25 protein-coding genes and 2 pseudogenes are annotated in these 26,991 nt (G+C 70.1%); 13 read left to right on the top strand and 14 right to left on the bottom strand.

Features of this window, described 5'->3' with window-relative positions; genetic code table 11:
- Window positions 1–2: 2 nt before the first annotated feature.
- From DEJ49_RS02260 to xylB, 5 genes and pseudogenes are all read right to left on the bottom strand, one after another.
- Window positions 3–1,286 carry a GAF domain-containing protein gene (locus tag DEJ49_RS02260; protein ID WP_190329240.1) on the bottom strand — a complete coding sequence of 428 codons (1,284 nt, stop codon included), beginning with the start codon at window positions 1,284–1,286 and terminating at the stop codon, window positions 3–5.
- Between the two features lie 41 nt (window positions 1,287–1,327).
- Entirely contained in the window at window positions 1,328–1,927 is a 600-nt protein-coding gene (locus DEJ49_RS02255) for an N-acetylmuramoyl-L-alanine amidase (RefSeq protein ID WP_150182120.1), read from the bottom strand.
- A gap of 178 nt (window positions 1,928–2,105) precedes the next feature.
- Window positions 2,106–2,267: pseudogene (locus DEJ49_RS36260) on the bottom strand (acetamidase); the annotation flags it as partial.
- A gap of 380 nt (window positions 2,268–2,647) precedes the next feature.
- A complete protein-coding gene (locus tag DEJ49_RS02245) occupies window positions 2,648–3,988 on the bottom strand; it encodes an ROK family transcriptional regulator (RefSeq protein WP_150182119.1) in 1,341 nt (446 codons plus the stop codon).
- A gap of 14 nt (window positions 3,989–4,002) precedes the next feature.
- Window positions 4,003–5,457 (bottom strand): xylulokinase, encoded by a 1,455-nt coding sequence (xylB, locus tag DEJ49_RS02240; RefSeq protein ID WP_150182118.1) that lies wholly within the window; start codon window positions 5,455–5,457, stop codon window positions 4,003–4,005.
- A gap of 123 nt (window positions 5,458–5,580) precedes the next feature.
- Between xylB and xylA the strand changes: the two genes are divergently transcribed.
- Window positions 5,581–6,747, top strand: a complete 1,167-nt coding sequence (gene xylA / locus DEJ49_RS02235) for a xylose isomerase (RefSeq protein WP_150182117.1) — start codon at window positions 5,581–5,583, stop codon at window positions 6,745–6,747.
- Window positions 6,748–6,820: 73 nt separating this feature from the next.
- Window positions 6,821–7,615 (top strand): hypothetical protein, encoded by a 795-nt coding sequence (locus tag DEJ49_RS36255; protein ID WP_223832684.1) that lies wholly within the window; start codon window positions 6,821–6,823, stop codon window positions 7,613–7,615.
- A gap of 5 nt (window positions 7,616–7,620) precedes the next feature.
- Here the strand turns inward: DEJ49_RS36255 and DEJ49_RS02225 are convergent, their stop codons facing one another.
- From DEJ49_RS02225 to DEJ49_RS02215, 3 genes are all read right to left on the bottom strand, one after another.
- Window positions 7,621–8,970, bottom strand: a complete 1,350-nt coding sequence (locus DEJ49_RS02225) for an esterase-like activity of phytase family protein (RefSeq protein ID WP_150182116.1) — start codon at window positions 8,968–8,970, stop codon at window positions 7,621–7,623.
- 146 nt (window positions 8,971–9,116) lie between these two features.
- A complete protein-coding gene (locus DEJ49_RS02220) occupies window positions 9,117–10,436 on the bottom strand; it encodes an SWF or SNF family helicase (RefSeq protein ID WP_411757129.1) in 1,320 nt (439 codons plus the stop codon).
- On the bottom strand, window positions 10,433–13,309 hold the full coding sequence (locus DEJ49_RS02215) for a DEAD/DEAH box helicase (RefSeq protein WP_150182115.1): 2,877 nt from the start codon (window positions 13,307–13,309) through the stop codon (window positions 10,433–10,435). Before DEJ49_RS02215 ends, DEJ49_RS02220 begins: the two co-directional genes overlap by 4 nt.
- A gap of 247 nt (window positions 13,310–13,556) precedes the next feature.
- Here DEJ49_RS02215 and DEJ49_RS02210 point away from each other — a divergent pair, with 247 nt between their 5' ends.
- Both DEJ49_RS02210 and DEJ49_RS02205 read left to right on the top strand, forming a co-directional pair.
- Window positions 13,557–14,609: a fatty acid desaturase family protein gene (locus tag DEJ49_RS02210; RefSeq protein ID WP_150182114.1), complete on the top strand. Its 1,053-nt coding sequence runs from the start codon at window positions 13,557–13,559 to the stop codon at window positions 14,607–14,609.
- Between the two features lie 121 nt (window positions 14,610–14,730).
- A complete protein-coding gene (locus DEJ49_RS02205; protein WP_150182113.1) occupies window positions 14,731–14,913 on the top strand; it encodes a hypothetical protein in 183 nt (60 codons plus the stop codon).
- Window positions 14,914–14,994: 81 nt separating this feature from the next.
- Here DEJ49_RS02205 and DEJ49_RS02200 read toward each other — a convergent pair whose 3' ends face one another.
- Both DEJ49_RS02200 and DEJ49_RS02195 read right to left on the bottom strand, forming a co-directional pair.
- On the bottom strand, window positions 14,995–15,816 hold the full coding sequence (locus tag DEJ49_RS02200) for a hypothetical protein (RefSeq protein WP_150182112.1): 822 nt from the start codon (window positions 15,814–15,816) through the stop codon (window positions 14,995–14,997).
- A gap of 126 nt (window positions 15,817–15,942) precedes the next feature.
- On the bottom strand, window positions 15,943–16,248 hold the full coding sequence (locus tag DEJ49_RS02195) for a hypothetical protein (RefSeq protein WP_150182111.1): 306 nt from the start codon (window positions 16,246–16,248) through the stop codon (window positions 15,943–15,945).
- Window positions 16,249–16,349: 101 nt separating this feature from the next.
- On the opposite strand from DEJ49_RS02195, the gene DEJ49_RS02190 reads away from it, so the two are divergent.
- Window positions 16,350–17,255 (top strand): oxygenase MpaB family protein, encoded by a 906-nt coding sequence (locus tag DEJ49_RS02190; RefSeq protein WP_150182110.1) that lies wholly within the window; start codon window positions 16,350–16,352, stop codon window positions 17,253–17,255.
- On the opposite strand, the gene DEJ49_RS02185 is transcribed toward DEJ49_RS02190, so the two are convergent.
- On the bottom strand, window positions 17,232–17,765 hold the full coding sequence (locus DEJ49_RS02185; protein WP_150182109.1) for a PadR family transcriptional regulator: 534 nt from the start codon (window positions 17,763–17,765) through the stop codon (window positions 17,232–17,234). The genes DEJ49_RS02190 and DEJ49_RS02185 overlap by 24 nt on opposite strands.
- Window positions 17,766–17,902: 137 nt before the next feature.
- On the opposite strand from DEJ49_RS02185, the gene DEJ49_RS02180 reads away from it, so the two are divergent.
- Window positions 17,903–18,655 carry an alpha/beta fold hydrolase gene (locus DEJ49_RS02180; RefSeq protein ID WP_150182108.1) on the top strand — a complete coding sequence of 251 codons (753 nt, stop codon included), beginning with the start codon at window positions 17,903–17,905 and terminating at the stop codon, window positions 18,653–18,655.
- A gap of 36 nt (window positions 18,656–18,691) precedes the next feature.
- Here the strand turns inward: DEJ49_RS02180 and DEJ49_RS02175 are convergent, their stop codons facing one another.
- Window positions 18,692–19,291 carry a class I SAM-dependent methyltransferase gene (locus tag DEJ49_RS02175; RefSeq protein WP_150182107.1) on the bottom strand — a complete coding sequence of 200 codons (600 nt, stop codon included), beginning with the start codon at window positions 19,289–19,291 and terminating at the stop codon, window positions 18,692–18,694.
- 152 nt (window positions 19,292–19,443) lie between these two features.
- Here DEJ49_RS02175 and DEJ49_RS02170 point away from each other — a divergent pair.
- The 5 genes and pseudogenes from DEJ49_RS02170 to DEJ49_RS02150 all read left to right on the top strand — a co-directional run bounded on the left by DEJ49_RS02170 (window position 19,444) and on the right by DEJ49_RS02150 (window position 24,306).
- Window positions 19,444–20,221: pseudogene (locus tag DEJ49_RS02170) on the top strand (MHYT domain-containing protein).
- A gap of 56 nt (window positions 20,222–20,277) precedes the next feature.
- Window positions 20,278–22,857: a nitrate- and nitrite sensing domain-containing protein gene (locus tag DEJ49_RS02165; protein WP_150182106.1), complete on the top strand. Its 2,580-nt coding sequence runs from the start codon at window positions 20,278–20,280 to the stop codon at window positions 22,855–22,857.
- Window positions 22,854–23,288, top strand: coding sequence for a roadblock/LC7 domain-containing protein (locus DEJ49_RS02160; protein ID WP_150182105.1), 435 nt, complete (start codon window positions 22,854–22,856; stop codon window positions 23,286–23,288). Before DEJ49_RS02165 ends, DEJ49_RS02160 begins: the two co-directional genes overlap by 4 nt.
- Window positions 23,289–23,306: 18 nt before the next feature.
- Window positions 23,307–23,720 (top strand): DUF742 domain-containing protein, encoded by a 414-nt coding sequence (locus DEJ49_RS02155; RefSeq protein WP_150182104.1) that lies wholly within the window; start codon window positions 23,307–23,309, stop codon window positions 23,718–23,720.
- Window positions 23,701–24,306, top strand: coding sequence for a GTP-binding protein (locus DEJ49_RS02150; protein ID WP_150182103.1), 606 nt, complete (start codon window positions 23,701–23,703; stop codon window positions 24,304–24,306). The genes DEJ49_RS02155 and DEJ49_RS02150 overlap by 20 nt, the downstream gene beginning before the upstream one ends.
- A gap of 91 nt (window positions 24,307–24,397) precedes the next feature.
- Here DEJ49_RS02150 and DEJ49_RS02145 read toward each other — a convergent pair whose 3' ends face one another.
- On the bottom strand, window positions 24,398–24,826 hold the full coding sequence (locus DEJ49_RS02145; protein WP_150182102.1) for a PPOX class F420-dependent oxidoreductase: 429 nt from the start codon (window positions 24,824–24,826) through the stop codon (window positions 24,398–24,400).
- Window positions 24,827–24,928: 102 nt separating this feature from the next.
- Here DEJ49_RS02145 and DEJ49_RS02140 point away from each other — a divergent pair, with 102 nt between their 5' ends.
- Both DEJ49_RS02140 and DEJ49_RS02135 read left to right on the top strand, forming a co-directional pair.
- Window positions 24,929–25,342, top strand: coding sequence for a roadblock/LC7 domain-containing protein (locus DEJ49_RS02140; protein WP_150182101.1), 414 nt, complete (start codon window positions 24,929–24,931; stop codon window positions 25,340–25,342).
- 110 nt (window positions 25,343–25,452) lie between these two features.
- On the top strand, window positions 25,453–26,382 hold the full coding sequence (locus DEJ49_RS02135; RefSeq protein ID WP_150182100.1) for a DUF6397 family protein: 930 nt from the start codon (window positions 25,453–25,455) through the stop codon (window positions 26,380–26,382).
- A 50-nt stretch (window positions 26,383–26,432) separates the two neighbouring features.
- Here the strand turns inward: DEJ49_RS02135 and DEJ49_RS02130 are convergent, their stop codons facing one another.
- Window positions 26,433–26,945 (bottom strand): tetratricopeptide repeat protein, encoded by a 513-nt coding sequence (locus DEJ49_RS02130; protein WP_150182099.1) that lies wholly within the window; start codon window positions 26,943–26,945, stop codon window positions 26,433–26,435.
- Window positions 26,946–26,991 lie beyond the last annotated feature (46 nt).

The following is a 26,991-nucleotide window of genomic DNA, read 5'->3' as shown; positions in this document are numbered from 1 at the left end:
GGCTACGTCAGTTCCGCGTCCAGCTCGCCCAGGCGGGCCAGCACGGGAGCCGACGGACGCAGCCCGGCCAGCGCCCGCCACACCGCCAAGTCCTCCTCACCCCACGGAGCGTGCGCCCAGTCAGCGAGCAGGTCCGGGTCTTCGCGCTCGATGAGCGCCGCCCGCATCTGTTCCGCGAGCCTGCGACGGAGCCGGACGAGGGCGGGAGCCTGGGACTGTGGCAGCAACGGCCCCGCATACGCCGCCGCGGCCGCCGCCACCGCCCCCGCACCCAGACGCCGTTCCACCACGTCGACATCGCACTCGACGGACACCGCCAACCGATACGGCCGCGACCGCAGCAACTCCGCACCCAGCACCCGCCGCAGCCGCGCCATCTCGGCCCGCAACGTCACCTGCGACACCGACTCGTCCTCGTACAACGCACACAGCAACTCGTCCCCCGACAACCCCTCCGGGTGACGGGCCAGCAGCACGACGATCTCGCTGTGCCGCCGGCTGAGCCGCACCGTGCGTCCTCCCACCGTCAACGACGCCTCATCCCGCCCGAGCACCGCCAGCTCGACCTTCTCGTCCGACCTCACCGGCGGTGCGAGCAGAGCCAGTTGCGACTCTCCCGCCCGCGCGACCGCCTGCACGAAGGCGAGACTGTGCGGGTGCGCGAGCCCGTCGCCGCCGGTGATGTCGACCGCGCCGATCAGCCGACCGGTCCGGGGATCGTGCACCGGAGCCGCCGCGCAGGTCCACGGCTGCACCCGGCGCATGTAGTGCTCGGTGGCGAAGACCTGCACCGGCCGGCCCACGGCGACCGCCGTCCCCGGCGCGTTCGTCCCCATGGCGGACTCCGCCCACCGCGCACCCGGCACGAAGTTCATCCGCCCCGCCCGCCGCCGCGCCACCGCGTGACCCTCGACCCACAGCAACCTGCCCTGCGCGTCACACACGGCGAGCAGATGCTCCCCGTCCGCGGCGAAGGTGCCCATCAATTCGCGGAACAGCGGCATCACCCGCGCCAGAGGATGCTCCGACCGGTACGCCCCGAGGTCGCCGTCGGCCAGCTCCACCACCGCGCCGGCGCACTCCGGACTCACCCGCGCCCTGGCCGATCTCCGCCACGAGTCGGCCACCACCGAACGCACCGGGCGGGCGATCGTCCCCGCGTCGGTGAACCGCTCGTGGGCCCTGCGCACCACCCGCACCCGCTCCGCGGGGTCCACACCGGGCTCCAGGGCCACCCACGGATCGGACAACTCTGCCTCCCAGGACGGCGGACGCGGTGCTGCCATCGTCGCCCCGGAGACGGAAGCCGACAAGGATGCGCGACGACTCAGGCGAAGTTGACCAGGCGCAGGTAGCGCGACCAGTCCCAGTACGGGCCGGGATCCGTGTGGTCCGAACCGGGGACCTCATGGTGGCCGATGATGTGTTCGCGATCCTTCGGGATGTCGTACTTGGCGCAGATGGCGGCGGTCAGCGCGGCGGACTGCTCGTACATCGCGTTGGTGAAGTATTCAGGTTTGTCGACCCACCCTTCGTGCTCGATTCCGATGCTTCGTGTGTTATAGGTCCAGTTCCCGGCGTGCCACCCGACGTTGCGCTCACGGACGCACTGGGCGATGTGACCGTCCTTGGAGCGCACGACGTAGTGGGCCGAGACCTTCTTCGCCGGGTTCTGGAAGATGGCGAGCGTGTCGGCGTACGTCTCCTGAGTGACGTGGATGATCACGTAGTCGATGGGATAGGTGGTGGGGCGGTTGGCCGCCGTGTAGTTGGAGGTGCTGGCCGGTACCCATTCGGCCAGGGGGTAGTCGACCGCGCGAGCCTGTGCGGCGGCGTGGGTGGGGGGCAGGAGCGCGGCGGGCACGGCGGCTGCGACCGCGCCCTGCAGCAGTCGGCGCCGACTGGGGAAGGGTCTCACTCGATCCATGACTGGCCTGCCTCTCGGTGGGGGGGTGGGGGAGAGAACGGTGGCTGGACTGGCGCTGAGCTCTGAGTCGGGGCGGGGGGGAGGAGGGGGGAACGGTGGCTGGACTGACACTGAGCTCTATGCGGGGCGTGGGGCCGTGCTCTATGCGGGGCGCGGAACGCGTTCTGTTCATGGCGCACAGTTCGACCGTGAAGCCACTGCCCCGCTCACTGAACCGTGCGGCGCGGCGGGCCCGGTCGAGCTCCCATATCCACACGGTTTCGGGCAGGGGCGCCTGGAGCGAAGCGGTGGAGTGCGTGGACGTGAGGGCTCCGAACAGGGGGATGGTGGTGGAGGCGGACGCCGAGGCGTACTCGCCCGGCTCGGGCCGTACGGTAAGGATCTGAGCATCATTCATCGCTGCGCCGCTCCACTCTGGCCGGATGGGCCGTCGGTCCGACCGGGTGGGCCGCGCGACTGGCACGGGTCCCGATCCGCGAGGCCGCCCCCGACGCTGACGTGTCGTCACCGCTGCGGGACCTCGCGTGATTTACGTTACGGCGGCCGCCGGTTGAGGTGGAAGGGCCCGCGTCGGATCTGTGCACAGCATCGTGGTTGTGGATATCTCGGCCACTCGTTCGGGGGAGCGGCGTTCCACCAAACGCACCCTGTCGCCTTCTCAGTCCGCTGAACGGGCGGCGGTCCCGGCCGCTGCCCACGTCCGCTTCCCACGTCCGCTTCCTACGTCCGCTGAGCTGCTTCCGCTTGGGCCTCACCGGAAGTCGACCCGCCCACACCGAGACCCGCCGGGTCGTCCAACACCGCTCGCGCCACCGAGTGCGCCGCCCCCAACAGCGGCCCGTCAGAGCCGAGCCGGGACACCGTCACCCCACAGGCCCGGCGCGCCGTGCGCTCCGACAACTCCCGCTCCAGCGCGGGCAGCAGCCACGGTGCGAGCCGAGACAGCGCACCGCCCAGCACGACGGCCTGCGGATCCACCAGATTCACCGCGCCGGTGAGAGCGATGCCGAGAGCCGTTCCGGCGTCGCTGAGTGCGCGCCGCACGCTTTCGTCACCTGCGGCGGCGCGCTCGGCAAGCACTTCGCCACGTTCCTCACCCGGGTCACCTGTGCCATCCGGGTCATCTATGCCACCCGGGTCACTTGTGCTATCTGGGTCACCTGGATCACCCGAGTCGCCCACGCCACCCGGGCCCAGTCCCGCGGCACGCAGCACCGCGCCCTCACCCGCGTACTGCTCAAGACAGCCGCGTCCTCCGCAGGGGCAGGCGGGCCCGTCGGGATGGACGGGCACGTGTCCCAGCTCGCCGGCGAATCCGCGCGTCCCCCGCAGGAGTCGTCCATCGACGACGAGTGCCGCGCCGATGCCGATCTCCGCCGACACGTGGAGGAAGTCCTCGGGTGATTCCTCGCCGAGCCACAGTTCGGCGAGCGCGCCGAAGTTGGCCTCGTTGTCCACCGTCAGCGGCAGGTCGCCGGGCAGGAGGCGGCCCAGGTCGATGTCGCGCCAGCCGAGGTTGGGAGCGCGGACGACGGTCCGGGTGTCGCGGGCGACCAGTCCGGGCACGGCCACCGCAAGGCCTGCGGGAGCCAGCCCTTGCTGGTACGCCTCGGCGCACACCTGCCTCACCAGGGCGGAGAGCTCCGTCAGCACGGGGGCGGGGGCGCGGCCACGGTTGGCGGACCGTCGCTCGGCGCGTGCGCGGATCTCACCCCGCAGATCGACCGCGCACACCGCCAGATGGTCGACCCCCACCTCGGCACCGATCCCGACGGGGCCCGTCGCACTGACCGCGAGAGCCGATCCCGGGCGCCCCACCCGTCCGGGCCGCTCGGGGCCCAGCTCGTCCAGGAGCCCCGACCGGATCAGTTCGTCCACGAGCGTGGACACGGCAGCCCGTGTCAGCCCGATGCGGGAGGCCACCGCGGCACGGGACAGTGGTCCGTGCGTGGCCACCGCGTGCATCACCCGGGACAGATTGCGGCGGCGCATTCCCTGCTGGGTGTCGGGCAGCCGCACGCCGGATGATCCCCGGCGCTGGTCGTGCAGCGGTGCGGTCATGCCTCGGTCAGTCCTCACTCCCCTTGGGGCGCCCTGTCCAGGAGCGGCGCCGCGTCGGAGAGTACCCCGGAGATCCTGGCCAGTGCCGCCTCGTCGCGCTCCACGGGGTCGAGCACGGGTCCCCGAGCGGTGTCCCAACGCCTCGCGATGGCGCTCGGGTCCTCCTCGGTCAGCAGACCGGCCGCCTGCGCCGCGGCTCCGAGCGCCACCAGGTCCTGTGCTTCAGGGACCTGCACGGGGCGCCCGGAGAGGCGTTGCACGGTGTGCTGCCAGGCCTTGCCCCGCGCGCCGCCTCCGATGAGCAACAGCGGGGTCGACCGGTCCGCGTCGGCGTCCAGGACCCGGTCGAGGGCACCGAGCAGCGAGTGCACGGCTCCGTCGTACGCGGCCTGCAGCAGCTGCCCGGGCGTCGTGTCGTGCCGGAGGCCGTGCAGGACTCCTGAGGAGTGCGGCAGGTTCGGGGTGCGCTCACCGTCCAGGTAGGGGAGGAGCGTGGCCGAGCCCCCCGGTTCCACCGCGTCACGCTCCAGGTGGAGCAGTTCGGCCACTCGGTCCACGGCCTGGGTGCAATTCAGGGTGCAGGCAAGCGGCAGCCAGGCGCCACGCGCGTCGGCGAAGCCCGCGACGGTACCGGTCGGGTCGGCGGGACGGCGCTCCGAGACGGCGTACACCGTGCCCGACGTGCCGAGGCTCAGCACCGGTGTTCCGGGTCGCAGCCCTAGCCCCAGTGCCGCAGCCGCGTTGTCGCCGGTGCCGGGGGCGACCAGTGTGCCCTTGGAGAACGGCAGTTCACCGCCGTCCCGGACCGTCCCGACGACTTCCCCGGGCCGTGCGACGCGGGGGAGCAGCGCAGGGTCGAGCCCCACCATGCCGAGAATGTCCTCGTCGTACTGCTCCGGCCCCGACGCCCACCAGCCCGTTCCGGAGACGTCGCCGCGATCGGTCGTGCCGAGGCCGCTCAGCCGTTCCGTCAGGTAGTCGTGGGGCAGGCGCACGGCGGTGGTGGCGCGGGCCGATGCGGGTTCGTGCTCGGTGAGCCAGGCCCACTTCGTCACGGTGAAGGAAGGGCCCGGAACGCTGCCGACCCGATCGGCCCACACCTCGGGCCCGCCGAGACGTTCCACGAGGCTCCGGGCCTGCGGGGCCGATCGCACGTCGTTCCAGAGCAGCGCCGGGCGCACCGGGCTGCCGTCCTTGCCGAGGGTGACGAGACCGTGCTGCTGCCCGCCGATGGACACGGCGGAGGCCTCGCGGGCCGCCTGTCCGCACTGTTCCAGGGCCGCGCACAGGGCGTCCCACCACTCCTGAGGGTCGCTTTCACGGTGCTCGCCGGAGCTGACGCGGTGCCGCGCCTGCCCACGCGCGATCACCCGGCCGGTGGGGGCGTCGACGACCAGGACCTTGGTGGACTGCGTGGAGCTGTCCACCCCGACGACAAGGGGGCCCTGAGCGGTGGGCGCTGACGACATCACGGTCTCCGTTTCTGCGGCTGTCCCCGGGTGCGCTCCGGAGTTCACTCCTCGACCTTCCCAGCAGCGCCCTCGGATACTAATTTGTAAAGCGCCATGACGAAATAGGCGAGGGAGCCGCACATGAACTATCAGCCCACCCCTGAGGACAAGTTCAGCTTCGGCCTGTGGACGGTCGGCTGGCAGGGCCGGGACCCGTTCGGAGACGCCACCCGGGCCGCGCTCGACCCTGCCGACTCGGTGCGGCACCTCGCCGAACTGGGCGCCTACGGAGTGACCTTCCACGACGACGACCTGATCCCCTTCGGGTCGTCCGACGCGGAACGGGAGGGGCACATCAAGCGGTTCCGGCAGGCGCTGGACGCCACAGGCCTCGTCGTGCCGATGGCCACCACGAACCTCTTCACCCACCCCGTCTTCAAGGACGGGGGGTTCACCGCCAACGACCGCGATGTGCGGCGTTACGCGCTGAGGAAGACGATGCGCAACATCGACCTCGCGGCGGAGCTGGGCGCCCACACTTATGTGGCGTGGGGCGGCAGGGAGGGCGCGGAATCCGGTGCCGCGAAGGACGTGACCGTCGCGCTCGACCGGATGAAGGAGGCCTTCGACCTGCTCGGCGAGTACGTGACCACACAGGGCTACGACCTGCGTTTCGCCATCGAGCCGAAGCCCAACGAGCCGCGTGGCGACATCTTGCTGCCCACCGTCGGCCACGCCCTCGCGTTCATCGAGCGCCTGGAGCGTCCGGAACTCTACGGCGTCAACCCGGAGGTGGGGCACGAACAGATGGCCGGCCTCAACTTCCCGCACTCCATCGCTCAGGCGCTGTGGTCGGGCAAGCTCTTCCACATCGACCTCAACGGCCAGACCGGCATCAAGTACGACCAGGATCTGCGGTTCGGGGCCGGTGATCTGCGCAGCGCCTTCTGGCTGGTGGACCTCCTGGAGCGGGGCGGGTACGACGGCCCCCGGCACTTCGACTTCAAGCCGCCGCGCACGGAGGACTTCGAGGGGGTGTGGGCCTCGGCTGCGGGCTGCATGCGCAACTATCTGATCCTGCGCGAGCGTGCGGCCGCGTTCCGGGCCGACCCCGAGGTGCGTGCGGCGCTCAGTGCCGCGCGCTTGGACGAGCTGGCCCTTCCCACGGCCGAGGACGGCCTCTCCGGCCTGCTCGCCGACAGGAGCGCGTACGAGGCGTTCGACGTGGCGGAGGCCGCAGCACGCGGGATGGCGTTCGAGCGACTCGACCAGCTGGCCATGGACCACCTGCTGGCGGCCAGGAGCTGATCCTCGGTACCACCTTCGAGCAACCCGCGCAGGGGGCTCGCCATATGACCGGTACGAGGCGACTCTGGTGGGTATGGCCATGCCGCCCGTACCGCCGCAGCCGCCTCCTCCGCCCAGTGGTCCGCCGCCCGGCGGGGGAGGGTTCGGTCCTCCGCCGGGCGGCGGGTACGGCCCGCCGCCGGGGCCCGGGGGCTGGGCGCCGCCCCCTGAAGGTGGGCCGCCGGGACGGCGCAACGGCCTCTTCGTCCTGCTCGCGATCATCGTGGCTCTCGGAGCCGTCGCCGCGGTGGTTCTGCTGGTCACCCGTGACGACGGCGACGGCAGGAAGGAACCCGCCGAGTCGGACAGCAGTACAGCGCGTGAACCCACCCCCTCCTTGAGCATCCCGTCCCGGATCCCCAGCCAGTTGCCCACGGGTCTGCCGAGTGACGTCCCTTCGCTGCCGACCGACTTCCCCACGCTGCCGACCGATTTCCCGAGCGACCTCGACTCGGTCAGACCCTCGCCCGCGGATGACCAGGTTCCGTACTACCACTTGAAGACAGGCGACTGCTTCAACATCGACAGCAGCCGGCCCGGACAGGCCGCGAAGAGGTCGTGCCACGAACCGCACGACGCCGAAGTCGTCGAGTTCGCCGAGCTGAAGGGCGCCTACACGACGGACGCAGCCCTGAAGAAGGCGGCGGCGGCCCTCTGCGAACGGCCCCTGGAACGCAAGGCGCGCAACCAGCCCTCCGGAACGGTGCGCGGGACATTGGTGCAGTACCCGGACACCACGGGCTACAAGGTGGGCATCGACAACGTCGCGTGCAGTCTGGCGGGGGACAGCGGCCCGGGCAGGCACAAGCTCACCGAGCCACTGTCCTGACCAAGTCAGTACCGTCGGGGGAGCCGTACGTACGTCACCGTGGTCTCCGTACCGCTGTCCACCAGTCGGCCGTCCTTGTCGAAGGCCTCCGGGCCGTCGCTCATCCCGAAGTCGTTGTCGTTGATGAGGGCCAGCGTGCGACTGTCGACCAGGGCGACGCCTTCGATCTTGCCGGGCACGCCGTCGACCGTGTTCAGGTCGACCACCAGTCGCTTGTCGAGGACGGGCACTCCGGAGGCGGCGGGATCGTCGAGCTGCTCCAAGGAGGGCCGCGTCGTGCTCCTGTCCCACTTGCCGCCCAGGATGTTCGCGCCACGGTGCAGTGTGACGGCGTGGAGGCGTGCGGCTTTGTCGGTGCGCTCCTGGACGAGGAGTCTGTCGCGGCCTGTGGCGACGACGGAAGAGATCTTCAGTTCGGACGTGTCGTCCTCACCGGGATCGACGCGACCCACGGGATCGAACCGGTAGGCGTACTCGGCGGTGACGGCCTGCTTCCGCGGCGAGAAGCGCAACAGCCGTGTGGTGCGCGAGCCCTCACCCGCGTCCTCGTCCGGCAGGGAGAGCGGACTCTGCACGGCCATCACCAGGTCTCCGCCGGGGAGTTGGGTGAGGCCTTCGAAGCCGCGGTTCGTCTTGCGGTGCAGAAGGACCCCGGGCAGGGCCTCGACCACCGGATAGTCGGCGCCGCGCAGCTTCAGCCCGCGCGGAACGTACCGTTTGATGACCTTCCCGCGCGCGGAGACGTGGACCAGGGACGGCCCGTACTCGTCGACCAGCCAGAAGGTGCCGTCCGGGGCACGGACTAGCCCCTCCGTGTCCAAACCGTTCGGGTCGTACGACACGGGGGTCTTCGCGTCGTACGAGTACGGGGCCTCGTCGCGGCCTTCCTGGTTGGGCAATCCGGTGACGGGCTTCCCCGAGGAGGTCGTCAGCGGCAGGGCGGAAACGACATCGACCTTGTCCCCACGGACCCGGATCTTCACGATCGCCGGGTCGAAACCAGGGACCGGGAAGGTGCGGCGCTTCTTGCCGTCGATCTTGATCTGGCCGTTGGGTCCTCGGTCGGTCACCGCCCAGAACTCACCCTTGCGGCCTGTCGGGTACAGGTCGCTGCCGATACCGCCGAGGTCGACACCCCGGTCGTCCTTCACCGTGCCCGGCATCAGCTTGTTGCTGAAGGTGCCCAGCGGTATGTCGTCGAGCGTCGCGGTGGCGGTCACGCGCGCCGCACCGTGCCCGCCACCCGGCCGGCCCGTCGCGGTGCCTGCCACCGTCAGGGCGGCGACCACTGCGAGCGGCAGGCCGATGGCTATGGAACGACGGACACGGCCCGTACGGGCGGCGTGCGGGGACATCGGGGCCTCCTGAGGCACAAGGTTCGTGACAGCGGTCAGACTTCGCCGCCATCACGAACCAGAGGAGGCCTGCGGGTGAACTCAGAGGGACGTGCCGACGGCGCCTCCTCCAGGAGGGGCCAGGTCACCCCGCATGGGTCGCGTCGTCACTCGTTTCCGTCGGCGACGGCCAGTGCCGTCGCCGGGTCCTGGGCCGCGGGCCCCGCGGGAGCCCAACGGCCCCCTTCCTTGCGGTAGGGCCACCAGCGGCCGTCGCGCCCATGGCGCAGCTGCACATCCGTGCCGACCACGGTCCAGCGGTTGTGGTCGGCACGAAGCGGGGGACGCTCCTCCTCGTCCCATGCGGCGTCCAGTGCGGCACGCGCGCGTGCCAGCGCTTCGTCCTGCGGCGTCCACGTCTCTTCCAGGACGTGGAGGGCGGCCCGACCCCCGTATCTCCAGGCCCGGACGGCAAGGTCGAGACCGTCCCGGCCGCGGTCGGACGCCGCAGCGAGCCGCGTTTCGACCGCGATGCCGGGTCGCGCCGCCGCCATCCGGACAGCGTCCTCGCCGGTCGTCAAGTCGTTCTCTATGGGGTGACGTTCATGCCCCGGTGCGAGCGCGTCGGCCAGGAGTCGGTGTGCTTCGACGGCGGCCTGTGCGGCCAGGAACTCGACCGCGGCCACGTCGAGGCCCGGAGCGGGCTCCGCCTCCGTGTCGAGGGACGGCGGCACACCGGGCTCCGCGGGCAGCGGAGGCAGGGCGGGCAGCGGCGGGAGGATGGCGCCGTCCGCGTACGCCTCAGCGGCGTCCACGCCCTCTGGGTCGGCCTCCTGGGCGTCCCCGTGAGCCTCCTGGGCTTCGGCCGTCGAAGCACTGCGCGCCTGCAGCTCGTCGAGAAGCACCCGCTCCCCGCGCCCCCGCATCAGCAGCAGCACGAACGGGTCCTCGTCGAGGAGACGCGCCACCTGGTAGCAGAGGGCGGCCGTATGCCCACAGTGGTCCCACGCGTCGCAGTCGCACTCGGGCTCGAGATCGCCGATCCCAGGCAGGAGTTCGACGCCTGCCGCCGCGGAATCCTCCACCAGGTGCGGAGGCATGTCGCGGTCCAGGAGCGCGGCGATGTGCCCCGCCCTCTCGATCGCCATGTCCAGAAAGCGGTTCCACGCCTCCGGGCTCAGCTCCTGCAGCAGCACATCGGAACGGTGCGGCGCACCGTCCCGGTCCTTGACCACAGCCGTGATGCGACCGGGGCGCACGGAAACCGCACCCACCGCGCCCGCGCGCGCGAGACGACGGCCGGCCTTCAACTGCTGCAGATCCAGGGCGGTGTCCTCAAGGGCCTTCAACCAGGCCTGGCCCCACCAGCTCTGCGCGAAACCTCGCCCATGTGCGGGCGGCAACGCCGCGAACGTGCGCTCCTCCGACTGCGCGCCCACGCGCGTGCCGTCCGCATCGTCGTACGCCTCACCATGCATGTCACTCATCGCGTGCCCCCTCGCAGCTCCACAAGATCCGACAGTTCGGCATCGGTCAGCTCGGTGAGAGCGGCCTCGCCGGAGCCGAGGACGGCGTCCGCCAGCTCCCGCTTGCGCAGCAGCATGTCGGCGATGCGGTCCTCGATCGTCCCCTCCGCGATCAGCCGGTGCACCTGCACCGGCTGCGTCTGCCCGATGCGGTACGCGCGGTCGGTGGCCTGCGCCTCAACGGCGGGATTCCACCAGCGGTCGTAGTGCACGACGTGCTCGGCACGAGTCAGGTTCAAGCCCGTCCCGGCCGCCTTCAACGACAGCAGGAAGACCGGCACTTCACCCTCCTGGAAGCGCTGCACCATGGCTTCCCGCTGCGCTACAGGAGTACCCCCGTGCAGGAACTGCGAGGGCACACCACGTGCCGCGAGATGCTGTTCGATGAGCCGCGCCATCTGGACGTACTGAGTGAAGACGAGCACGCTCGCCTCTTCCGCGAGGATCGTGTCGAGCAACTCGTCGAGCAGCTCCAGCTTTCCGGAGCGGCCCGGGATGCGGGGCTCGTCTTCCTTGAGGTACTGCGCGGGGTGGTTGCAGATCTGCTTGAGACCCGTCAGGAGCTTGACGATCAGACCCCTGCGCGCGAACCCGTCGGCGCCGGAGATGTCTGCGAGCGTCTCCCGAACCACCGCTTCGTAGAGGCCCGCTTGCTCCGCGGTGAGCGAGACGGCACGGTCGGTCTCCGTCTTGGGCGGCAGCTCGGGAGCGATTCCCGGATCCGACTTGCGGCGGCGCAGCAGGAACGGTCGCACGAGCTGTCCGAGCCGCTCGGCGGCACCAGGATCCGAGCCGCCCTCGACGGCCTGGGCGTAGCGCGTACGAAAGGTGCCGAGCCGCCCGAGCAGGCCGGGGGTCGTCCAGTCGAGGATGGCCCACAGTTCGGAGAGGTTGTTCTCCACAGGTGTACCGGTGAGCGCCACGCGCGCGCGTGTACTGATGGTGCGCAGCTGCTTCGCCGTGGCCGAGTAGGGGTTCTTGACATGCTGTGCCTCGTCGGCGACGACCATGCCCCAGGTGGTCCGGCCCAGTCTCTCCGCGTCGAGTCGCATCGTTCCGTAGGTGGTCAGGACGAACTCGCCGTCCGCCAGATCGTCGAGGTCGCGCTGAGAGCCGTGGAACCGGCGTACACGCGTGCCCGGCGCGAACTTCTCGACCTCGCGCTGCCAGTTGCCCATGAGGGACGTCGGACAGACCACCAGGGTGGGCCCGGCGGACTCCTCCTGCGTCTGACGGTGCAGGTGCAAGGAGATCAGCGTGATCGTCTTGCCGAGACCCATGTCATCGGCGAGACAGGCGCCCAGCCCGAGCGATGTCATGCGTGCCAGCCAGTTCAGTCCGCGCAGCTGGTAGTCGCGCAACTCGGCGGCAAGGGCGGCGGGTTGGCCGACGGGTTCCATTCCTTCCGGGTCGGCGAGCCGCTCCCGCAGAGTGGCGAGCCAGCCCGTCGGCTCCACGTCGACTCGCTGCCCCCCGACCTCGGCCGTGCCCGTCAGCGCGGCGCCGAGCGCGTCCATAGGGGTGACCTTGTGATCCTGCTGGTCGCGCGCGCGGCGGACCTCCGCCGGGTCGACCACGACCCACTGATCCCGCAGGCGGACGACTGGACGGTTCGACTCCGCGAGGCGGTCAAGCTCCGCCCGCGTGAGCTGCTGATCACCCAGCGCGAAGCGCCAGTTGAAGGCGAGAAGTGCGTCGGCCGAGAGGAAGGACGGCGTGTCCGAGGAGAGCTTGTGCGGGCCCTTCTGGTCACTCTCGTCGTCGTCCGTCGGCCCGATGACGGCGTGTGCGGTGAGATTGCGCGCCAGTTCCCTGGGCCAGTGCACGTCGACGCCCGCGGCCGCAAGCAGGCGGGCGCCGTCGCTCAGGAGCGCGGTGACGTCCTCGTCGGCAAGCTCGATCGCGTCGGGGACGGTGGCCGACAGCAGAGGGGCGAGCGGCGGCCACGCGCGCGTGGCGCGACGCAGCGCGAGCAGAGCGTCCATACGTGCACGCGCGCCGAAGGCCTGACCCGAGGCGCCGGACCCCGCCCACACCTCCGCGGCGTCCGCGACGAGCGAGGGATCACTGACACTGTGCAACTGCAGCACGGCCCGGAAGGGCAGCCGGGTACCGTCGTCGGCCACCGTGGCGAGGCCGGGAATCTCCAGGCGCAGAGAGATCCGTACCCCGGCGTCGTGCCCGGCGGCGACGTCCAGCGCCCAGGCGCGTTGCTCCGGTACGTGCTGTGGCTCCGGAGCGGCGAACACGGGTCCGCCCACGGCCAGTTGCGCGGCGGGGGAGCGGGGAAGCGTGTCGGCCACGGCGTCGAGGAACTGGCGCAGGACGTGCTCGGGTTCGGGCAGCCGCGGCGGCTCGCTGCCGCCCAGCGGCAGGGCATGGGCGGCCGGCGGCATCGCGGCGGCCAGCTCGCGCAGCCGTTGCAGATCCTCGGCACTCAGCGGGCCGGCGCGCCACGCGTCGTGGTCGCCGACGGTCAGCCCCGGCAGCAGCAGGCCGCGTGCCGCCAGTTGCAGGGCCAACACCCCCGCCGTGCCCCAGAAGGCACCGGTCGGGTGCGTCTCCGTAGCGGCACGCGCGCGCGTGAGGACCGGCAGCGCGGCACGGACGGGAACCAGAACTGCGGACACCGTCGCCAGTTCCACGCCCTCGTCCCCCGGTACGACAAGGGTGAGTTCTTCGTGGACACCGGCGGAGGTGTGCGGCGGCTCGGTGCCGTCGGCGTGCCAGAAGGCGACACGTCCGTCACGGGGCGGGTCGGCGGGCACGAAGAGAACGGAACAGCGCGACAGTTCGGAGATCTCGGAGGGGGACACGACAGGGAGCCTGTGCACAGCGATGGCGCATTCCTCAAATTTGACTACTGAGACCGGAGCGGCCGAGAGTACAGCACGCAAAGGCCTTCTTGGGTGTCATGGTGCGGTGATCCGGGTCACTTTTCGCGAGGGGGTGTAGTCAACCCCCCTGTCGGACGGTGCTGGCCCCCCGGTGGACACGGGTGGTGCCGCCATGGTTGCCCCAGGTCACTGATCCGTACGTTCTATCAGGTCAGCCCGTTGTCATGAAGACCGGAGACCCACCATGTCCCAAGCCGCCGCAGTAGCGGAACGCTCCCCGTCCAGCACTCGCGGGCAAAGTGCCGGAAGTGATTTCGCCCCGCTCCTGCGCACGGTCAAGGAACAGGGCCTCCTCGGTCGGCGCACCGGTTGGTACGCGCGGACCATCGCGGTCAATGCCGGAGCTCTGCTCGCCGTGGGCGCCGGCATGTTTCTGCTCGGCACCTCATGGTGGGTGCTTCTGCTGGCGCCGGTGCTGTCCGTCCTGTGCGCCCGGACAGCGTTCATCGGCCATGACGCGGGTCATTCGCAGATAACGACGGACCGTTCGGTGAGCCGTGCCATCGGTCTCGTGCACGGCAACCTCCTGCTCGGAATGAGCTCGGCCTGGTGGAACGACAAGCACAACAGGCACCACGCCAACCCGAACCACATCGACAAGGATCCCGATGTCGCCGCGAACGTCCTCGTGTGGACCAGCAGGCAGGCCAAGCTGCGCGTCGGATTCCGGCGTTGGCTCACCCGTAACCAGTCCTGGCTCTTCTTTCCGCTGACGCTCCTCCAGGGCGTCGCCATGAAGATCTACGGCTTCCAGGACCTGCGGCGGCAGGCTCCCCGCGAGCGGGTCGTCGAAGGCCTGCTGCTGGTCGCGCACCTCGTCGGCTACGTGACGTTGCTCCTCGCCGCCATGCCCCTCGGCCACGCGATCGCCTTCGCCGCGATACACCAGGCGCTGTTCGGCCTGCACCTCGGACTGGCCTTCGCGCCCAACCACAAGGGCATGGAGATGCCGGACCCGAACGGCGAGCGCTGGGGACATCTGCGCCGCCAGGTGCTCACCTCGCGCAACATCCGCGGTGGCCCGGTGACCGACTGGTTCCTCGGCGGACTCAACTACCAGATCGAGCATCACCTGTTCCCGAGCATGCCCCGGCCCCATTTGCGGCTCGCCCAGCCCGTCGTGCGCGCCCACTGTGCTGCTGTGGGCATGTCCTACACGGAGGCCGGGTTCATCGACTCCTACCGGCAGGTCCTGCGGCACATGTACGAAGTCGGCGAGCCGCTTCGGGTCGAGTAGGCACCGAACCAGTAGGGGGCGCGATTCAGGGGTCTCTCAGGGTCGTGGTCCGGAACCGTGGGGGAGCGGTTGCCGTTTTTCAGGACAGAGAGCGGCACACGCCGCGAAGGAGGCGACGCACATGTCGAAGAAGGCGAAGATCGCCGCAGGTGGTGTGGCGGCCGGGCTCATTCTGCTGATCTGGCTGCCGTGGTGGGCCGCATTCCTGATCGTGCTCGGAGTCCCCGCAGCGGCATATCTCACGCTCGACTCGGGTCAGCGGCGTCGGCTGCGCCGGGTGACCCGCAAGGAGATAGGCCACTGAGAGCCGTGCCGTCCGGCTGGTCCGACAGGCGAGCGGGTGGGCAGGCGAGGCGGTGAGGCGACGGCTGAGCCGCCAAGCGGCTCAGGACGGACGTACCGCCATCTTGTCGAGGGCCTCCAGGAGCGCGGGGAGCTCGGGACCGCGGCCCACCGGACGTACTTCCCCCGGCTCTTCGTCCAGGAGCACGAAAGCGATGTCGTCGGTCCTGGCGACCAGTGACCAGCCAGGACCATCGGCCCGCAGCGTGCGCGCGTCGCCCGAGGCGAAGGCCGACCGCACCCGTCCGAGGGGCGGCGGTGTATCCACATAGGCACGGGCTTCCGCCAGGACGCGCCTGACACCGGTCAGAGGTGCCGCGTCGGCATCGGCCGGCACGTCCTTCTCGGTCCCCGGGGCCTCGAAGTCACTGTCGTCGATCTGCGCACGCCACTCCGCCCACTGCAGCGCTATCTCGTCCGCACCCAGCCGCCGCTGTGCCGGGCCCCAGTCGCCGGCCTCCGGTGGGGTCAGCAGGGGGAGGCCTGCGTCGGGATCAGGTTCGGGATCGTGCGGAGCAGGTACTCCCGGGGCGGCCACGGCTACGGCGAGCGGCCATCCGGGGAGTGCGGCGACCACGGTCCGTTGCTCGGGGGAGAGGTCGTACTCCATGCCGCAGTCCCACGAAGCGATCGCCACGGCGACGAGCGACACGTCGTCGACGACGACCGTCCAGCGCGCGCCCGCGCCGTCCTGGCCGAGCACGAGTCCGTAGCCGTCGGCCAGCGGCGGCAGATCCAGCGCGGCGCAGGCCTCCGGATAGTCGTCGCCAAGGACACTGGGGAACTTCGCAGGCGTGAGGAGCACCGCCGTCAGTACGTACAGCGCGTCGTCATCGGCGGCGACAGCGTCGTCCGTCCCGGCCATGCCAGCCTCCCCATCGCTTCATCCGTCGGCGCACCCTAACCACTGGCCCCGGAGATCGTCGAGAGGTGGATGACCAGGAAAATCACGAACCTATGCCTTTCGGGGCGAGCATGGCGGGGAGCTGTCTCAAGCGGCGGGCAGTCCGAGGAGCAGTCGGGCCACGTCTCGTGGTGACTCGTCGCGCTCGCGCGCCAGGGCTATGACGGCGCGGCACGCGAGCTCGTTGACGCCGAAGGACAGTGCCTCCGGAGAGACCCATCCGGTGGCCTCGTCCATGCTGGTCTGATCGTCCTCGGCGCATGCCGCGACGTAGACGGCGGCCGCTTCGAAGAGGTTGTGCGGGCGCTCGTGCTTGTCGCGGCCGCGCGCAGTCCCGTCCCCGGGCTGCGGCCGCTTGTCGGCCCGCCAGAATTTGCGGAGTGCGTCAAACATGTGGTCTGCCTTCCCCCGGTATGTGCCACCACCGTTGTTCCCTGCATCTGCCCTGCATCAACGTAGAGTTAGTGCTCCGGCGACAGAAGGGGGACCGCGCGGTGAAGCGTTTCGAGCGACTCAAGCAGATCAGGCGCCTCGATCCGGAGCGGGACTACCTCGAGATCTACCGTCTGACCACGACGTTCGAATTCCCGTGGGACTATACGCGCGCACTCGAACTCGCCCTCTATCGCACGTATGCGGTGCCCAGCATCGGTCGGCTGCTCGCGCAGACGGCAGAGCTGACGGACCGTACGCAGAAGAGGTACGACGACACGGCCCTGCTGCTCGACACCGTCGTGGAGCACGGCTTCACCGGCGACGAGGGCCGCACGGCCATCCGGCGTATCAACCAGATGCACCGCAGTTACGACATCAGCAACGACGACATGCGCTACGTGCTGTGCACGTTCGTCGTGGTGCCGAAGCGGTGGATCGACACCTACGGCTGGCGCAGGCTCTCGCGGCACGAGACGGCCGCCGCTGCCACGTACTACCGCACCCTCGGGCAGCACATGGGCATCAAGGACATCCCACGCTCCTACGAAGAGTTCGAGAACGTCCTCGACGCATACGAAGAGGCGAACTTCGGCTGGGACGAAGGAGCCCGCAGCGTCTCCGACGCGACTCTGGACCTGATGGCCTCGTGGTATCCGAGCCCTCTGGCGCCCATGCTGCGCAAGGCGACCATCGCGTTGCTGGACGAGCCCTTGCTGCGGGCGTTCCGCTACGAAGAGCCGGATGCGCTCACGCGCTCGCTGGTCCGGGGCGCGGTGCGGTTGCGAGGGCGCGCGGTGCGTCTCATGCCGCCACGCAGGGCGCCGCATTATGCGCGCCAGAACCGCGAGATCAAGGGGTACCCCGACGGGTACGTGGTCGCAGAGCTAGGTTCGTTCCCCGTTCCGGGTGTCCGCGGCTGCCCTGTGCCGCACGAGGGCACCTCAGCGAGCGCTCCCGTCGAGTGACGCCAAGGTGTCGCGCAGCCAGGTGAGTTCGGCCCGGCTCGTCGCGCGGGCGATCGTGAGGATCCCGCGCCGGAAGGGGTCGTCGAGCTCCTCGGCCCGCAGGGGCCGTTCACCGTCGTAGAAGAAGCTGGCCGGCTCCTCCAGGAAGGCGAGTCGCCGCCGGAGCACCCCTGCCTGCGCCTGCGCGTCGTCGAGGTGGCGCAGGAAGGCGAGAAGTGTGAACCAGCGGTTCTCGTCGGTGATGTCCCCCCGTGCCGGGTCGGCGAGCCGCTTGCGCAGTTCCTGCCTGCCGGCCGACGTGAGACTCAGGACGTGGCGGGGCGCGGCCACGGCGCCGGGCTGCGTCTCCCTGGCCAGCAGTCCCGCCTTCTCCAGCCGCTTGATGGCGGGATACAGCGTGCTCTCCGCCACGGGCCGCACGTGTCCTGTCAGCGCGGTGATGCGCTTGCGCAGTTCGTAGCCGTGCAGGGCGGCGTCGTGGAGGAACCCGAGGATGGCCAGTTCGAGCATGCACTGCATTCTGCCTCACCATGCCTACACAACCGCTGTACCCCTGATACGCAATACATCGGTGCCGATGTATTGTCTCCGTAGTGCCCCGGCGGTGGGCGGGGTGAACGACACGACGAAGGAAACGGGGTGCGGTGATGAAGGAGGCCCAGTTCGATGCGCGGGGCAGCCGAGTGCGGTGGACCGAGGCGGACGGGACCGGCCCGGCACGTGTCTACGTCCATGGGCTCGGCGCGGCGTCCACGGTCTACCACGCACACATAGCCGCGAGGCCTGAACTGGCGGGCAGACGCACGCTGTTCGTCGATCTCCCCGGGCACGGCCTCAGCGACCGGCCCGCCGACTTCTCCTACAGCCTGGAGGCCCACGCGGACGCGCTGGCCGCCGCCCTCGACGAGGCCCAGGTGGCCGGGGCGGAGATCGTCGCGCACAGCATGGGCGGCTCCGTGGCCATCGTGCTCGCCGAGCGGCGCCCGGAGCTGGTGAACAGGCTGGTCCTCACCGAGGCCAACCTCGACCCTCACCCGCCCGCCACGGCAGGCAGCAGCGGCATCGCCACGTACACGGAGGAGGATTTCGTGGCCGGTGGCTACGCGCGCGTGCTGAATGAGGTCGGCCGCACCTGGGCGGCCACCATGCGCCTCGCGGACCCCCTGGCACTCCACCGGAGCGCGACCGGACTCGTCGCGGGCACCCGCCCGACGATGCGGCACATGCTCATGGAACTGCCGATCGACCGCGTCTACTTGCAGGGGGACGCGAGCGGGGAGCTTGCCGGGCGCGACGAACTGACGGCAGCAGGGGTACGCGTGGTGACCGTGCCGGGAGCGGGTCACAACGTCATGTTCGACAACGCCGACGCCTTTGTCGCCGCGATCGCCGGACGATGACCCGACCGGTCCTGGGCACTCGCTGACCTGGTGGGCTCAGTCCTGGCGTACGGCCAGAGCAAGAAAACGGGCATCCTCGTCGACGTACGAGGTCATGAGCCAGCCGGAAGCTGCGAGCAGCGGTCCCAGGTTGGCCTCCGCCCGAAGATCGTCCGGAGTGATCTGCCGCCCCTGACGTGCCGCGAGCGCCGCCCTGCCGATGGGGTGGAAGAGCGCCAGCAGCCCTCCGGGGCGGACGACCCGCCGCAACTCCCGGAGGTTCTCGGCGGGGTCGGGAAGATGGGAGATCAGTCCGGCGCCGAACACGGCGTCGAGTGACTGCGTACGGACCGGCAGCCGCGTCACGTCGGCGAGCAGCAGTTGCCCGGCGGGGTCCCTGCCCGCCCGCGTAGCGGCCTCCAGCATGGCCGGGGTCAGGTCGGCGCCGAGCACCGCCCCCGTTGGCCCTACGGCGTCCCTGAGCGCCAGCAGGGCCCGTCCCGTACCGCATCCGGCGTCGAGCACGGCGGAGCCGGGGCTCAGGGCGAGTTCGGCAATGGCGGCTCGATAGGCGGGCCCGTCGTCGGGGAAGCGCGTGTCCCAGTCGGCCGCGCGGGCCGTGAAGAACTCCTGGACCTGCGTGTGGTCGTCGCTCATGTGACCCATGATCCCGCAAAGTGCCGCACGCGCGTTGGGCGCACTCGTTCGAGCGTGACGCGATCGTTCAGGGCCGCCTCTCTGTCACATTCCAGCAGCTTTCGAAATGCGCCCCCGTCGTGCGCCCTCCCTCGGACTACCGTCCCGGGGCCATGGGACACCTGGACCACGCCACCTTCGGCTGGCTGACCCCCGTGCTGTCGTACGCGATGGCCAGTATCGGCGCCGCTCTCGGGCTGTGCTGCACCGTCCGTGCCCTGGACGCCACGGGCAGGTCGCGACGGAACTGGCTCATGACGGCCGCCTCCGCCCTCGGGACCGGCATCTGGACGATGCATTTCGTCGCCATGCTGGGCTTCGGCGTCACCGGCACGGAGATCCACTACAACGTGCTCCTGACCTTCGTGAGCCTCCTGGTCGCGATGGCCGTCGTGGGCGCCGGAGTCTTCGCCGTGGGATACGGCCGCGACCGAGGACGCGCCCTCGCGCTGGGCGGACTCACCACAGGGCTCGGCGTCGCCAGCATGCACTACCTCGGCATGGCTGCCCTGCGCCTGCACGGCGACGTGCGGTACGACCCGGTCCTGGTAGGGCTCTCCGTGGTCATCGCCGTCGTCGCGGCGACCGCAGCGCTGTGGGCCGGCCTCAACATCAAGTCCCCGCTCGCGGTCGCCGCCGCTTCTCTGGTCATGGGAGGAGCGGTGACGAGCATGCACTACACCGGAATGCTCGCGGTCAGCGTGCGGGTGACCCCTTCCGAGGCGGCCCTGCCCGCCCGGAGCCACCACGATGCAGTTCATCTTTCCCGTCGCCGTCGGCCTCGGGTCCTACCTGTTCCTCACCTCAGCCTTCGTCGCGCTGTCCCCGACCAAGGGCGAGCGCGAGGCCTCCGTGTCGGCCCAGCGACCGGTTGACGGTGTCGCCTCCTGACGAGGCATCCGGTGACGGCCGGGACACCGCACCCCACCCAACCGAGCGAGGAGGCCATGGACATCACGCGAAACATTTCCGATCCAGCACAGGGCGCGGCACCGCGCCCCCGGCCTCCTGAACACCCGCCCCGCGGCCGCCGCGCCCACGCGGGTCCCCCGGCCGACGAACACTCGAACCAAGACGACCAGTTCGTAGAGGCCGCCACGTACGGGACCTCCACGCGCGCGGGGTGGTGGTGGCCGCGCCCGCGCACCGTACGGGCCAAGATCGTGTGTCTCCTGATGGTGCCCGTCGTCTCGCTGCTCGCTCTGTGGGGGTACGCGACCGTCACCACCGCGCAGGACGTGGCCCGCCTGCGGCAGGTGCAGCGTGCCGACACCGACGTACGCGGCCCGGTCGAGACGGCCGTCGCCGCGCTCCAGGCCGAACGAGTCGCCGCCGTACGCTACGCGGTCGAGCCCGGAGCCGACCGCAGGGACGTGCTGGAGCGCCGGGCCGTGCACACCGACCGTGCCGTGGCCGAGCTGCGTCTCGGCGACAAACGGACCGTCGCCGACGGAGCAGGCTTCCCGAAAGGGGTGGTCGACCGCCTGGAAGCCTTCGTCACCGGTGCTGAAGGTCTCCGACCGTTGCGGGCCGACGTGTTGGGCCGACGTACGGGCTGGGATGCGACGTACGGCCAGTACACGAAAGCGATCTCCGAGGCCTTCGCGGTGGGCGGTGCCCTCACCGGCATGCAGGACAGCACGCAGGGATCCCACGCGCGCGTGCTGCTCGAATTCTCCAGGGCGGGGGAGATGCTGGCCCGTGAGGACGCCGTGCTCGCCGCGGCGCGAAAGGCCGGCGCCCTGGAGGGCGAGCGGCTGCGGCTGTTCACCGGCGCTGTCGACACCCGCCGGACTCTGACCGAAACAGCGGTCGCGGACCTGCGCGGTCCCGAGCGGGCGGCGTGGAAGACGCTCGAGAGCGCCAGCGCGTACGGGGACGTTCGGGCGGCCGAGGACAAGGTCCTCGTGGCCGGACCCGGCCGGAAGGCCCTCGCCGCGGCCCCGGCGAAGACGTGGAACCAGGCATACGCGACAGTGCGGGACGCGCTGCACGCTATCGAACAGAAAGCGGACCGAAGCGCCGCCGACCGCTCCGATCCTCTGACCCACGGAGTGCTCACACCGGCGGGCGCCGCTGTCCTGCTCGGACTGGCCGCCGTCGCCGCCTCACTCGTCATCTCCGTACGCATCGGCCGAGGACTCGTGGTCGAGCTGGTGAGCCTCCGCAACGGAGCCCTCGAGATCGCACGACGCAAACTTCCGCAGGCCATGAGCCGGCTGCGCGCGGGCGAAGAGATCGAGACCCGCACGGAGGCGCCTCCGGGACCACCCGCGGAGGACGAGATCGGTCAGGTCGCCGAAGCGCTCGGCACCGTCCACCGGGCGGCCCTGCACGCCGCGATCGAGCGCGCGGAACTCGCAAGCGGCATCTCCGGAGTATTCGTCAATCTGGCCCGCAGGACGCAGGTGCTCGTCCACCGTCAGCTCACCCTCCTCGACACCATGGAGCGCAGGGCCGAGGACCCCAACGAGCTCAGCGACCTCTTCCGGCTGGACCACCTGACCACCAGGATGAGGCGCCACGCGGAAAGCCTGATCATCCTCTCCGGAGCCGCACCCGGCCGCGCCTGGCGAATGCCCGTCTCCCTGACGAACGTCGTGCGTGCCGCCGTCTCCGAAGTCGAGGACTACGCGCGCGTGGAGGTGCGACAACTTCCCCCGAGCTCAGTCCAGGGCACCGCTGTGGCCGACCTCACCCACCTCCTGGCCGAACTCGTGGAGAACGCCGCGCAGTTCTCGCCCCCGCACACCAAGGTCCGCGTCAGTGGCGAACCGGTGGGCAACGGCTATGCCCTGGAGATCGAGGACCGCGGGCTGGGCATGGGCAAGGAGACGCTCGCGGAAGCCAACCGCCGCATCCAGCACTCCGAGGCGCTCGACCTGTTCGACAGCGACCAACTCGGCCTCTTCGTGGTCAGCAGACTCGCGGCGCACCACGACATCAAAGTGCACCTGCGCACTTCCCCCTTCGGAGGCACGACAGCGGTCGTCCTGCTGCCGACCGCCCTCCTGCACAGCGGCACACCGAAGGAGCACGCGCGCGTGCACGAACCAACGGGCCACGACATGAACGCCGACTCCGTCCCGACCCCTGCCCCTCGAGCCGCTCTGGCTGCCGCGGTCGAAGCGGCCGCGTCGCCACCCCGGGTCACCACACTGCGGCTGCACCACGCCCGGGACGCGCGCGAAACGTCGGACGAGCCGCACACCCATGCGGATGTGCTCGATGTCGCAGGCGCCGACGCGGAGGACGCCGCACAGGACGCGTCAGGTGAACTACCGCGCCGCGTACGCCAGGCAAGCCTCGCCCCGCAACTGCGCGAACCCCACCCCGCCCACGCCGGCGGCGGGGCACAGGAGGTCGGGAGAGACGAACGCAGTCCCGAAGAGGTGCGCGACCGCATGACCGCCTACCGCAACGGCTGGGCACGCGGTGGCGGCCGACCGCCGGGCATCGGCGGCTCGACTCCCACGCCTCCCCGGGCCGTACCGGGCAGTGACAGCCCCAAAGGAGATTCCGCATGATCCAGGACCAGAGCATCCCCACCGGACGGACCGGCGAACTCGACTGGCTGCTGGACGACTTGGTGCTCCGCGTCAGCGAGGTGCGGCACGCGGTGGTGCTGTCCAACGACGGACTCCCCGTCGGGGCGTCGACCGCCCTCACCCGCGAGGACGCCGAGCACTTGGCCGCTGTCGCCTCGGGCTTCCACAGCCTCGCCAAGGGGGCGGGCCGACACTTCGGTGCGGGCGGCGTGCGTCAGACCATGGTCGAGATGGACGACGCGTTCCTGTTCGTGGCAGCCGCCGGCGACGGCTCCTGTCTCGCCGTACTCACTGCGGTGACGGCGGACATCGGCCTGGTGGCGTACGAGATGGCACGCATGGTCAAACGGGTCGGAGAGCATCTCCGCACCCCGGCGCGCTTCGCCGAGCAGCCACCGGCCGCCGGATGACCGGGGGCGGTGGCACCCATGGTCGAGGACACGAACGGCACCCCCGCGCAGCCGGGTAGCCAGTGGTACGACAACGAAGCCGGTCCGCTCGTCCGGCCCTACGCGATGACGGGCGGACGGACCAGACCGGGGCCACGTGGAGTCCGCTTCGATCTGATCGCCCTCGTGACGCTGGACGACAGTGCGCCGGGGCCCGACGACAGCACGGCACTCGGCCCCGAACACCGGGCACTCATCGAACTGTGCCGTGCGGAGACACAGTCGGTCGCCGAGCTCGCCGCGGGCGCGGATCTGCCCGTCGGCGTGGTCAGGGTGCTCCTGGGCGACCTGCTGGAGATGGGCTGCGTCGGCGTCAGCCGACCTGTGCCACCCGCACTGCTTCCCGACGAAAAGATCCTCCGAGAGGTGATCGATGGGCTCCGAGCGCTCTGACGCCATGGGCAGCGACACGACTGCCATGGCGCTGAAGATTCTGGTCGCGGGCGGCTTCGGGGTGGGCAAGACCACCTTGGTGGGCGCGGTCAGTGAGATCCGCCCGCTGCGCACCGAGGAACTGCTGAGCGAAGTCGGCCAGTCGGTGGACGACACCGAAGGGGTCGACCGCAAGACCACGACGACCGTCGCCATGGACTTCGGTCGCATCACCATCCGCTCCGGCCTGTCGCTGTACCTCTTCGGCACCCCGGGCCAGGACCGGTTCTGGTTTCTGTGGGACGAGTTGTCACAGGGCGCCCTCGGTGCCGTGGTCCTCGCGGACACCCGGCGGCTCGAGGACTGCTTCCCCGCCGTGGACTACTTCGAGCACCGTCGCATCCCGTTCGTCGTGGCGGTCAACTGCTTCGCTCATACGCGTACGTACGGTGCGCGCGAAGTGTCACGGGCCTTGGACCTCGACCCCGGAACGCCGGTGGTGCTGTGCGACGCCCGGGACCGCGATTCCGGAAAGGAGGTGTTGATACGTCTCGTCGAGTACGCCGGGCGGGTCCATACCGCCCGGCTCCTCGACTCCGTCGGATGAGCAGCCGGTGCACCAGCAGTAAGCACGTGAGCCGGACCGCGGCGAGCTGCGCGAGCCGGATGCGTCAGTGGGAGACCGCGGGTTGGAGGAGTCAGTCGGAGACCCCGGCATACGCGAGCACCTTGTCGATGCGCACGCGGACCAGGAGCTCTCCCGGAACGCCGTTGCGCTTGGCGAACTCCTCGGCACGGGCCTCGCCCATGTAGCGGGCGCCGAGCCGTCCCGCCCAGTGCTGGACCTGGTCGAGATCCTCGCTCAGCTCCGCGCGTCCTTGCAGGACGACGAAGGCGAACGGCGGCTGATCGTCGTCGACGCACAGGGCCATCCGTCCGTCCCTCGCGAGGTTGCGGCCCTTTACGGTTTCCTTGCCGGTGTTGAAGACGAGATCGTCACCGTCGAGGAGGAACCAGATCGGCGCCACGTGCGGGCTGCCGTCGGCCCGGACGGTCGAGAGCTTGCCGGTGCGCGTGCCGTGTGAGACGAAGGCGCGCCATTGGTCATCGGTCATCTTCTGTGCCATGTCCTCATCATGCTTGCCGCGCCGCCGGTCGTGGGGAAGGCTGGCAGGTCAGTCCTCCAGCCAGGGGGATTCGACGCGGAACGCACACGGGGAGACAGGAACATGGGGCAGAGCATGGGGCTCGGCTGGCTGCTGGACGACCTGACCCAGCGGATGGAGCACGTACGACACGCGTTGGTGCTGTCGAACGACGGCTTGGTGACCGCCGCCAGTTCGGACCTGAAGCGCGAGGACGCGGAACACCTGGCGGCGGTCTCGTCGGGACTGCACAGCCTCGCCAAGGGGTCGGGACGCCACTTCCACGCCGGGAACGTCCGGCAGACGATGATCGAGTTCGACGACGCGGTCCTCTTCGTCACCGCTGCCGGCGACGGCAGCTGCCTGTGCGTCCTGAGCACGGCAGAGGCGGACATAGGCCAGGTCGCCTATGAGATGACGTTGCTCGTGAACCGCGTCGGCGAGCACCTCGGCGTGGACGCACGGCAGCCTGAACGCACCCCGGTCGTGGACCTCTGACCTGCGCTGACGCTGTCACGTCAAGAGTTATCCACAGGTCGAGCGAGAATCGCGAGGATCGGTCTACGGTTTTTCCCGAGAGCACTTCACAACGCACGGGGGAAGACACGATGACCGGTGACACCATCACGCAACAGGCCGGGGAAACGACCGCTCGGCCGACCGTCACACCGACCTGGGCAGCCAGGGAACTGGGGCTGAAACGCGGAGAGTTCGACCTCGCCGTCATGCTGGGGCGCATCCGCACGGTAGGAGAAGCGCCGGGCGAGCAGCGCCGCGTCACCCGCGAGGAGATCGACCGCGTGCGCGGAGACAAGGGCTGTCTCGAATCGTTGCGCAAGGGAGTCAGAGTTGTCGGCACCACGGAGGGCGCCGAGCTCATGCACATCACCACGGCGCGCTTCACCCGCCTTGCCCGTGCCGGCTTCCTGACTCCCGTAAAGTTCTACCTCAATCGGTACCGCGCCGTCGTCTGGCTCTATCTCGCCGAAGAGCTGCAGCATTTCGCCGCTTCCGAGCTCAACGCCGCACTCCTCAAAGGCCGCTTGCCCGAAACGATGCGGGGACGACTGGAAGAAGGCCAGGACCTGCGGGCACGCAATTGGCGGGGACGGCACGCCGGGTTCCTGCTCCGGCAGTCGGAGGACGCGTGGGAGCGGGTCGCGGTCATGGCTTCACTGCTCGATCCGGGGCAGATCGCGGAGATCGTCAGGGACCCCTATGAACGCGCCTACATCAACCGGCTCAAGCCCGCGCCCCGCAGCAGCCATGGAGCACCGGAATCACCCGGCGCGCTCATCGTGGAAAGGCTCACGACGGCAGACGATCCCGACGAGATCCGGTGGCTGCGCTCCAGCCTCCTGATCGGCCTCGTCCAGGCCCGTGCGCAGCGCCCGGCACCACGACCCGCACGATCAGCACCGCGAGCTGATCACGAACCGAGCGCCCACGCCACGGAATGGTCGGCGCCACGCGATACCGCGACGGCGGAGGAGTCCCGAGGTCTGATGAAGTGGCTGCGTCGCCGCCGCACGCCCTAGGCAGCGCAGCTGTTCCGTCCCTGGCCGCGGCCGTTCTGTCCGCGACGATGTCATTCCATCGTGGCGTCCAGGTCCTTGGCGTACTCCTCGATGGCGGGGCGGTAGCCCGCGAGCTCGGGGTCTCCGGTCGTGGTGACGAGCAGCGTCAGTAGCAGCTGCATCGCGTCGTGCGTTCGACCCGTGTTGTACAGGGCCATGGCCAGGAACGTCTTGAGCCCGTTGTCGTCGGGGAACTCGGCCACGCCTTCGCTGAGAGTGGCGACGGCTTCCTCATGACGCCCGAGGATTCGGTAGGTACTCCCCAGACCCAGAAGTGCTCCGCGGCGGTCGTCATCCGTCAGCGCCGATCCGCTGAGCGCGCGCTCGTAGTACGGCACCGCCTCGGCCTCCAGACCCAGCGTGTCGTGGACCCATGCCGCCTGGTACGCGACCTCCGCATCCAGCGGCAGCGCGGAGGAGAGAGTGACGAGTCGCTCCCTGGCCTCCTCGCGCCGACCCGTCTCGCGAAGCCGCACGGCCTCCGCCAGCAGCCGATCCCTGTCCGCACCCGAATGCCCGCTCAATTCCCCGTCCCCTTCACAGCCTCCGCAGCCCTGTCACACCCGGGCA

Origin of the sequence: Streptomyces venezuelae (genome assembly GCF_008642335.1) — a bacterium.
Taxonomy (GTDB): Bacteria; Actinomycetota; Actinomycetes; order Streptomycetales; family Streptomycetaceae; genus Streptomyces; species Streptomyces venezuelae_F.
The sequence above is the reverse complement of the archived record's forward strand: the minus strand, read 5'-3'. Positions and strand labels throughout refer to the sequence as shown.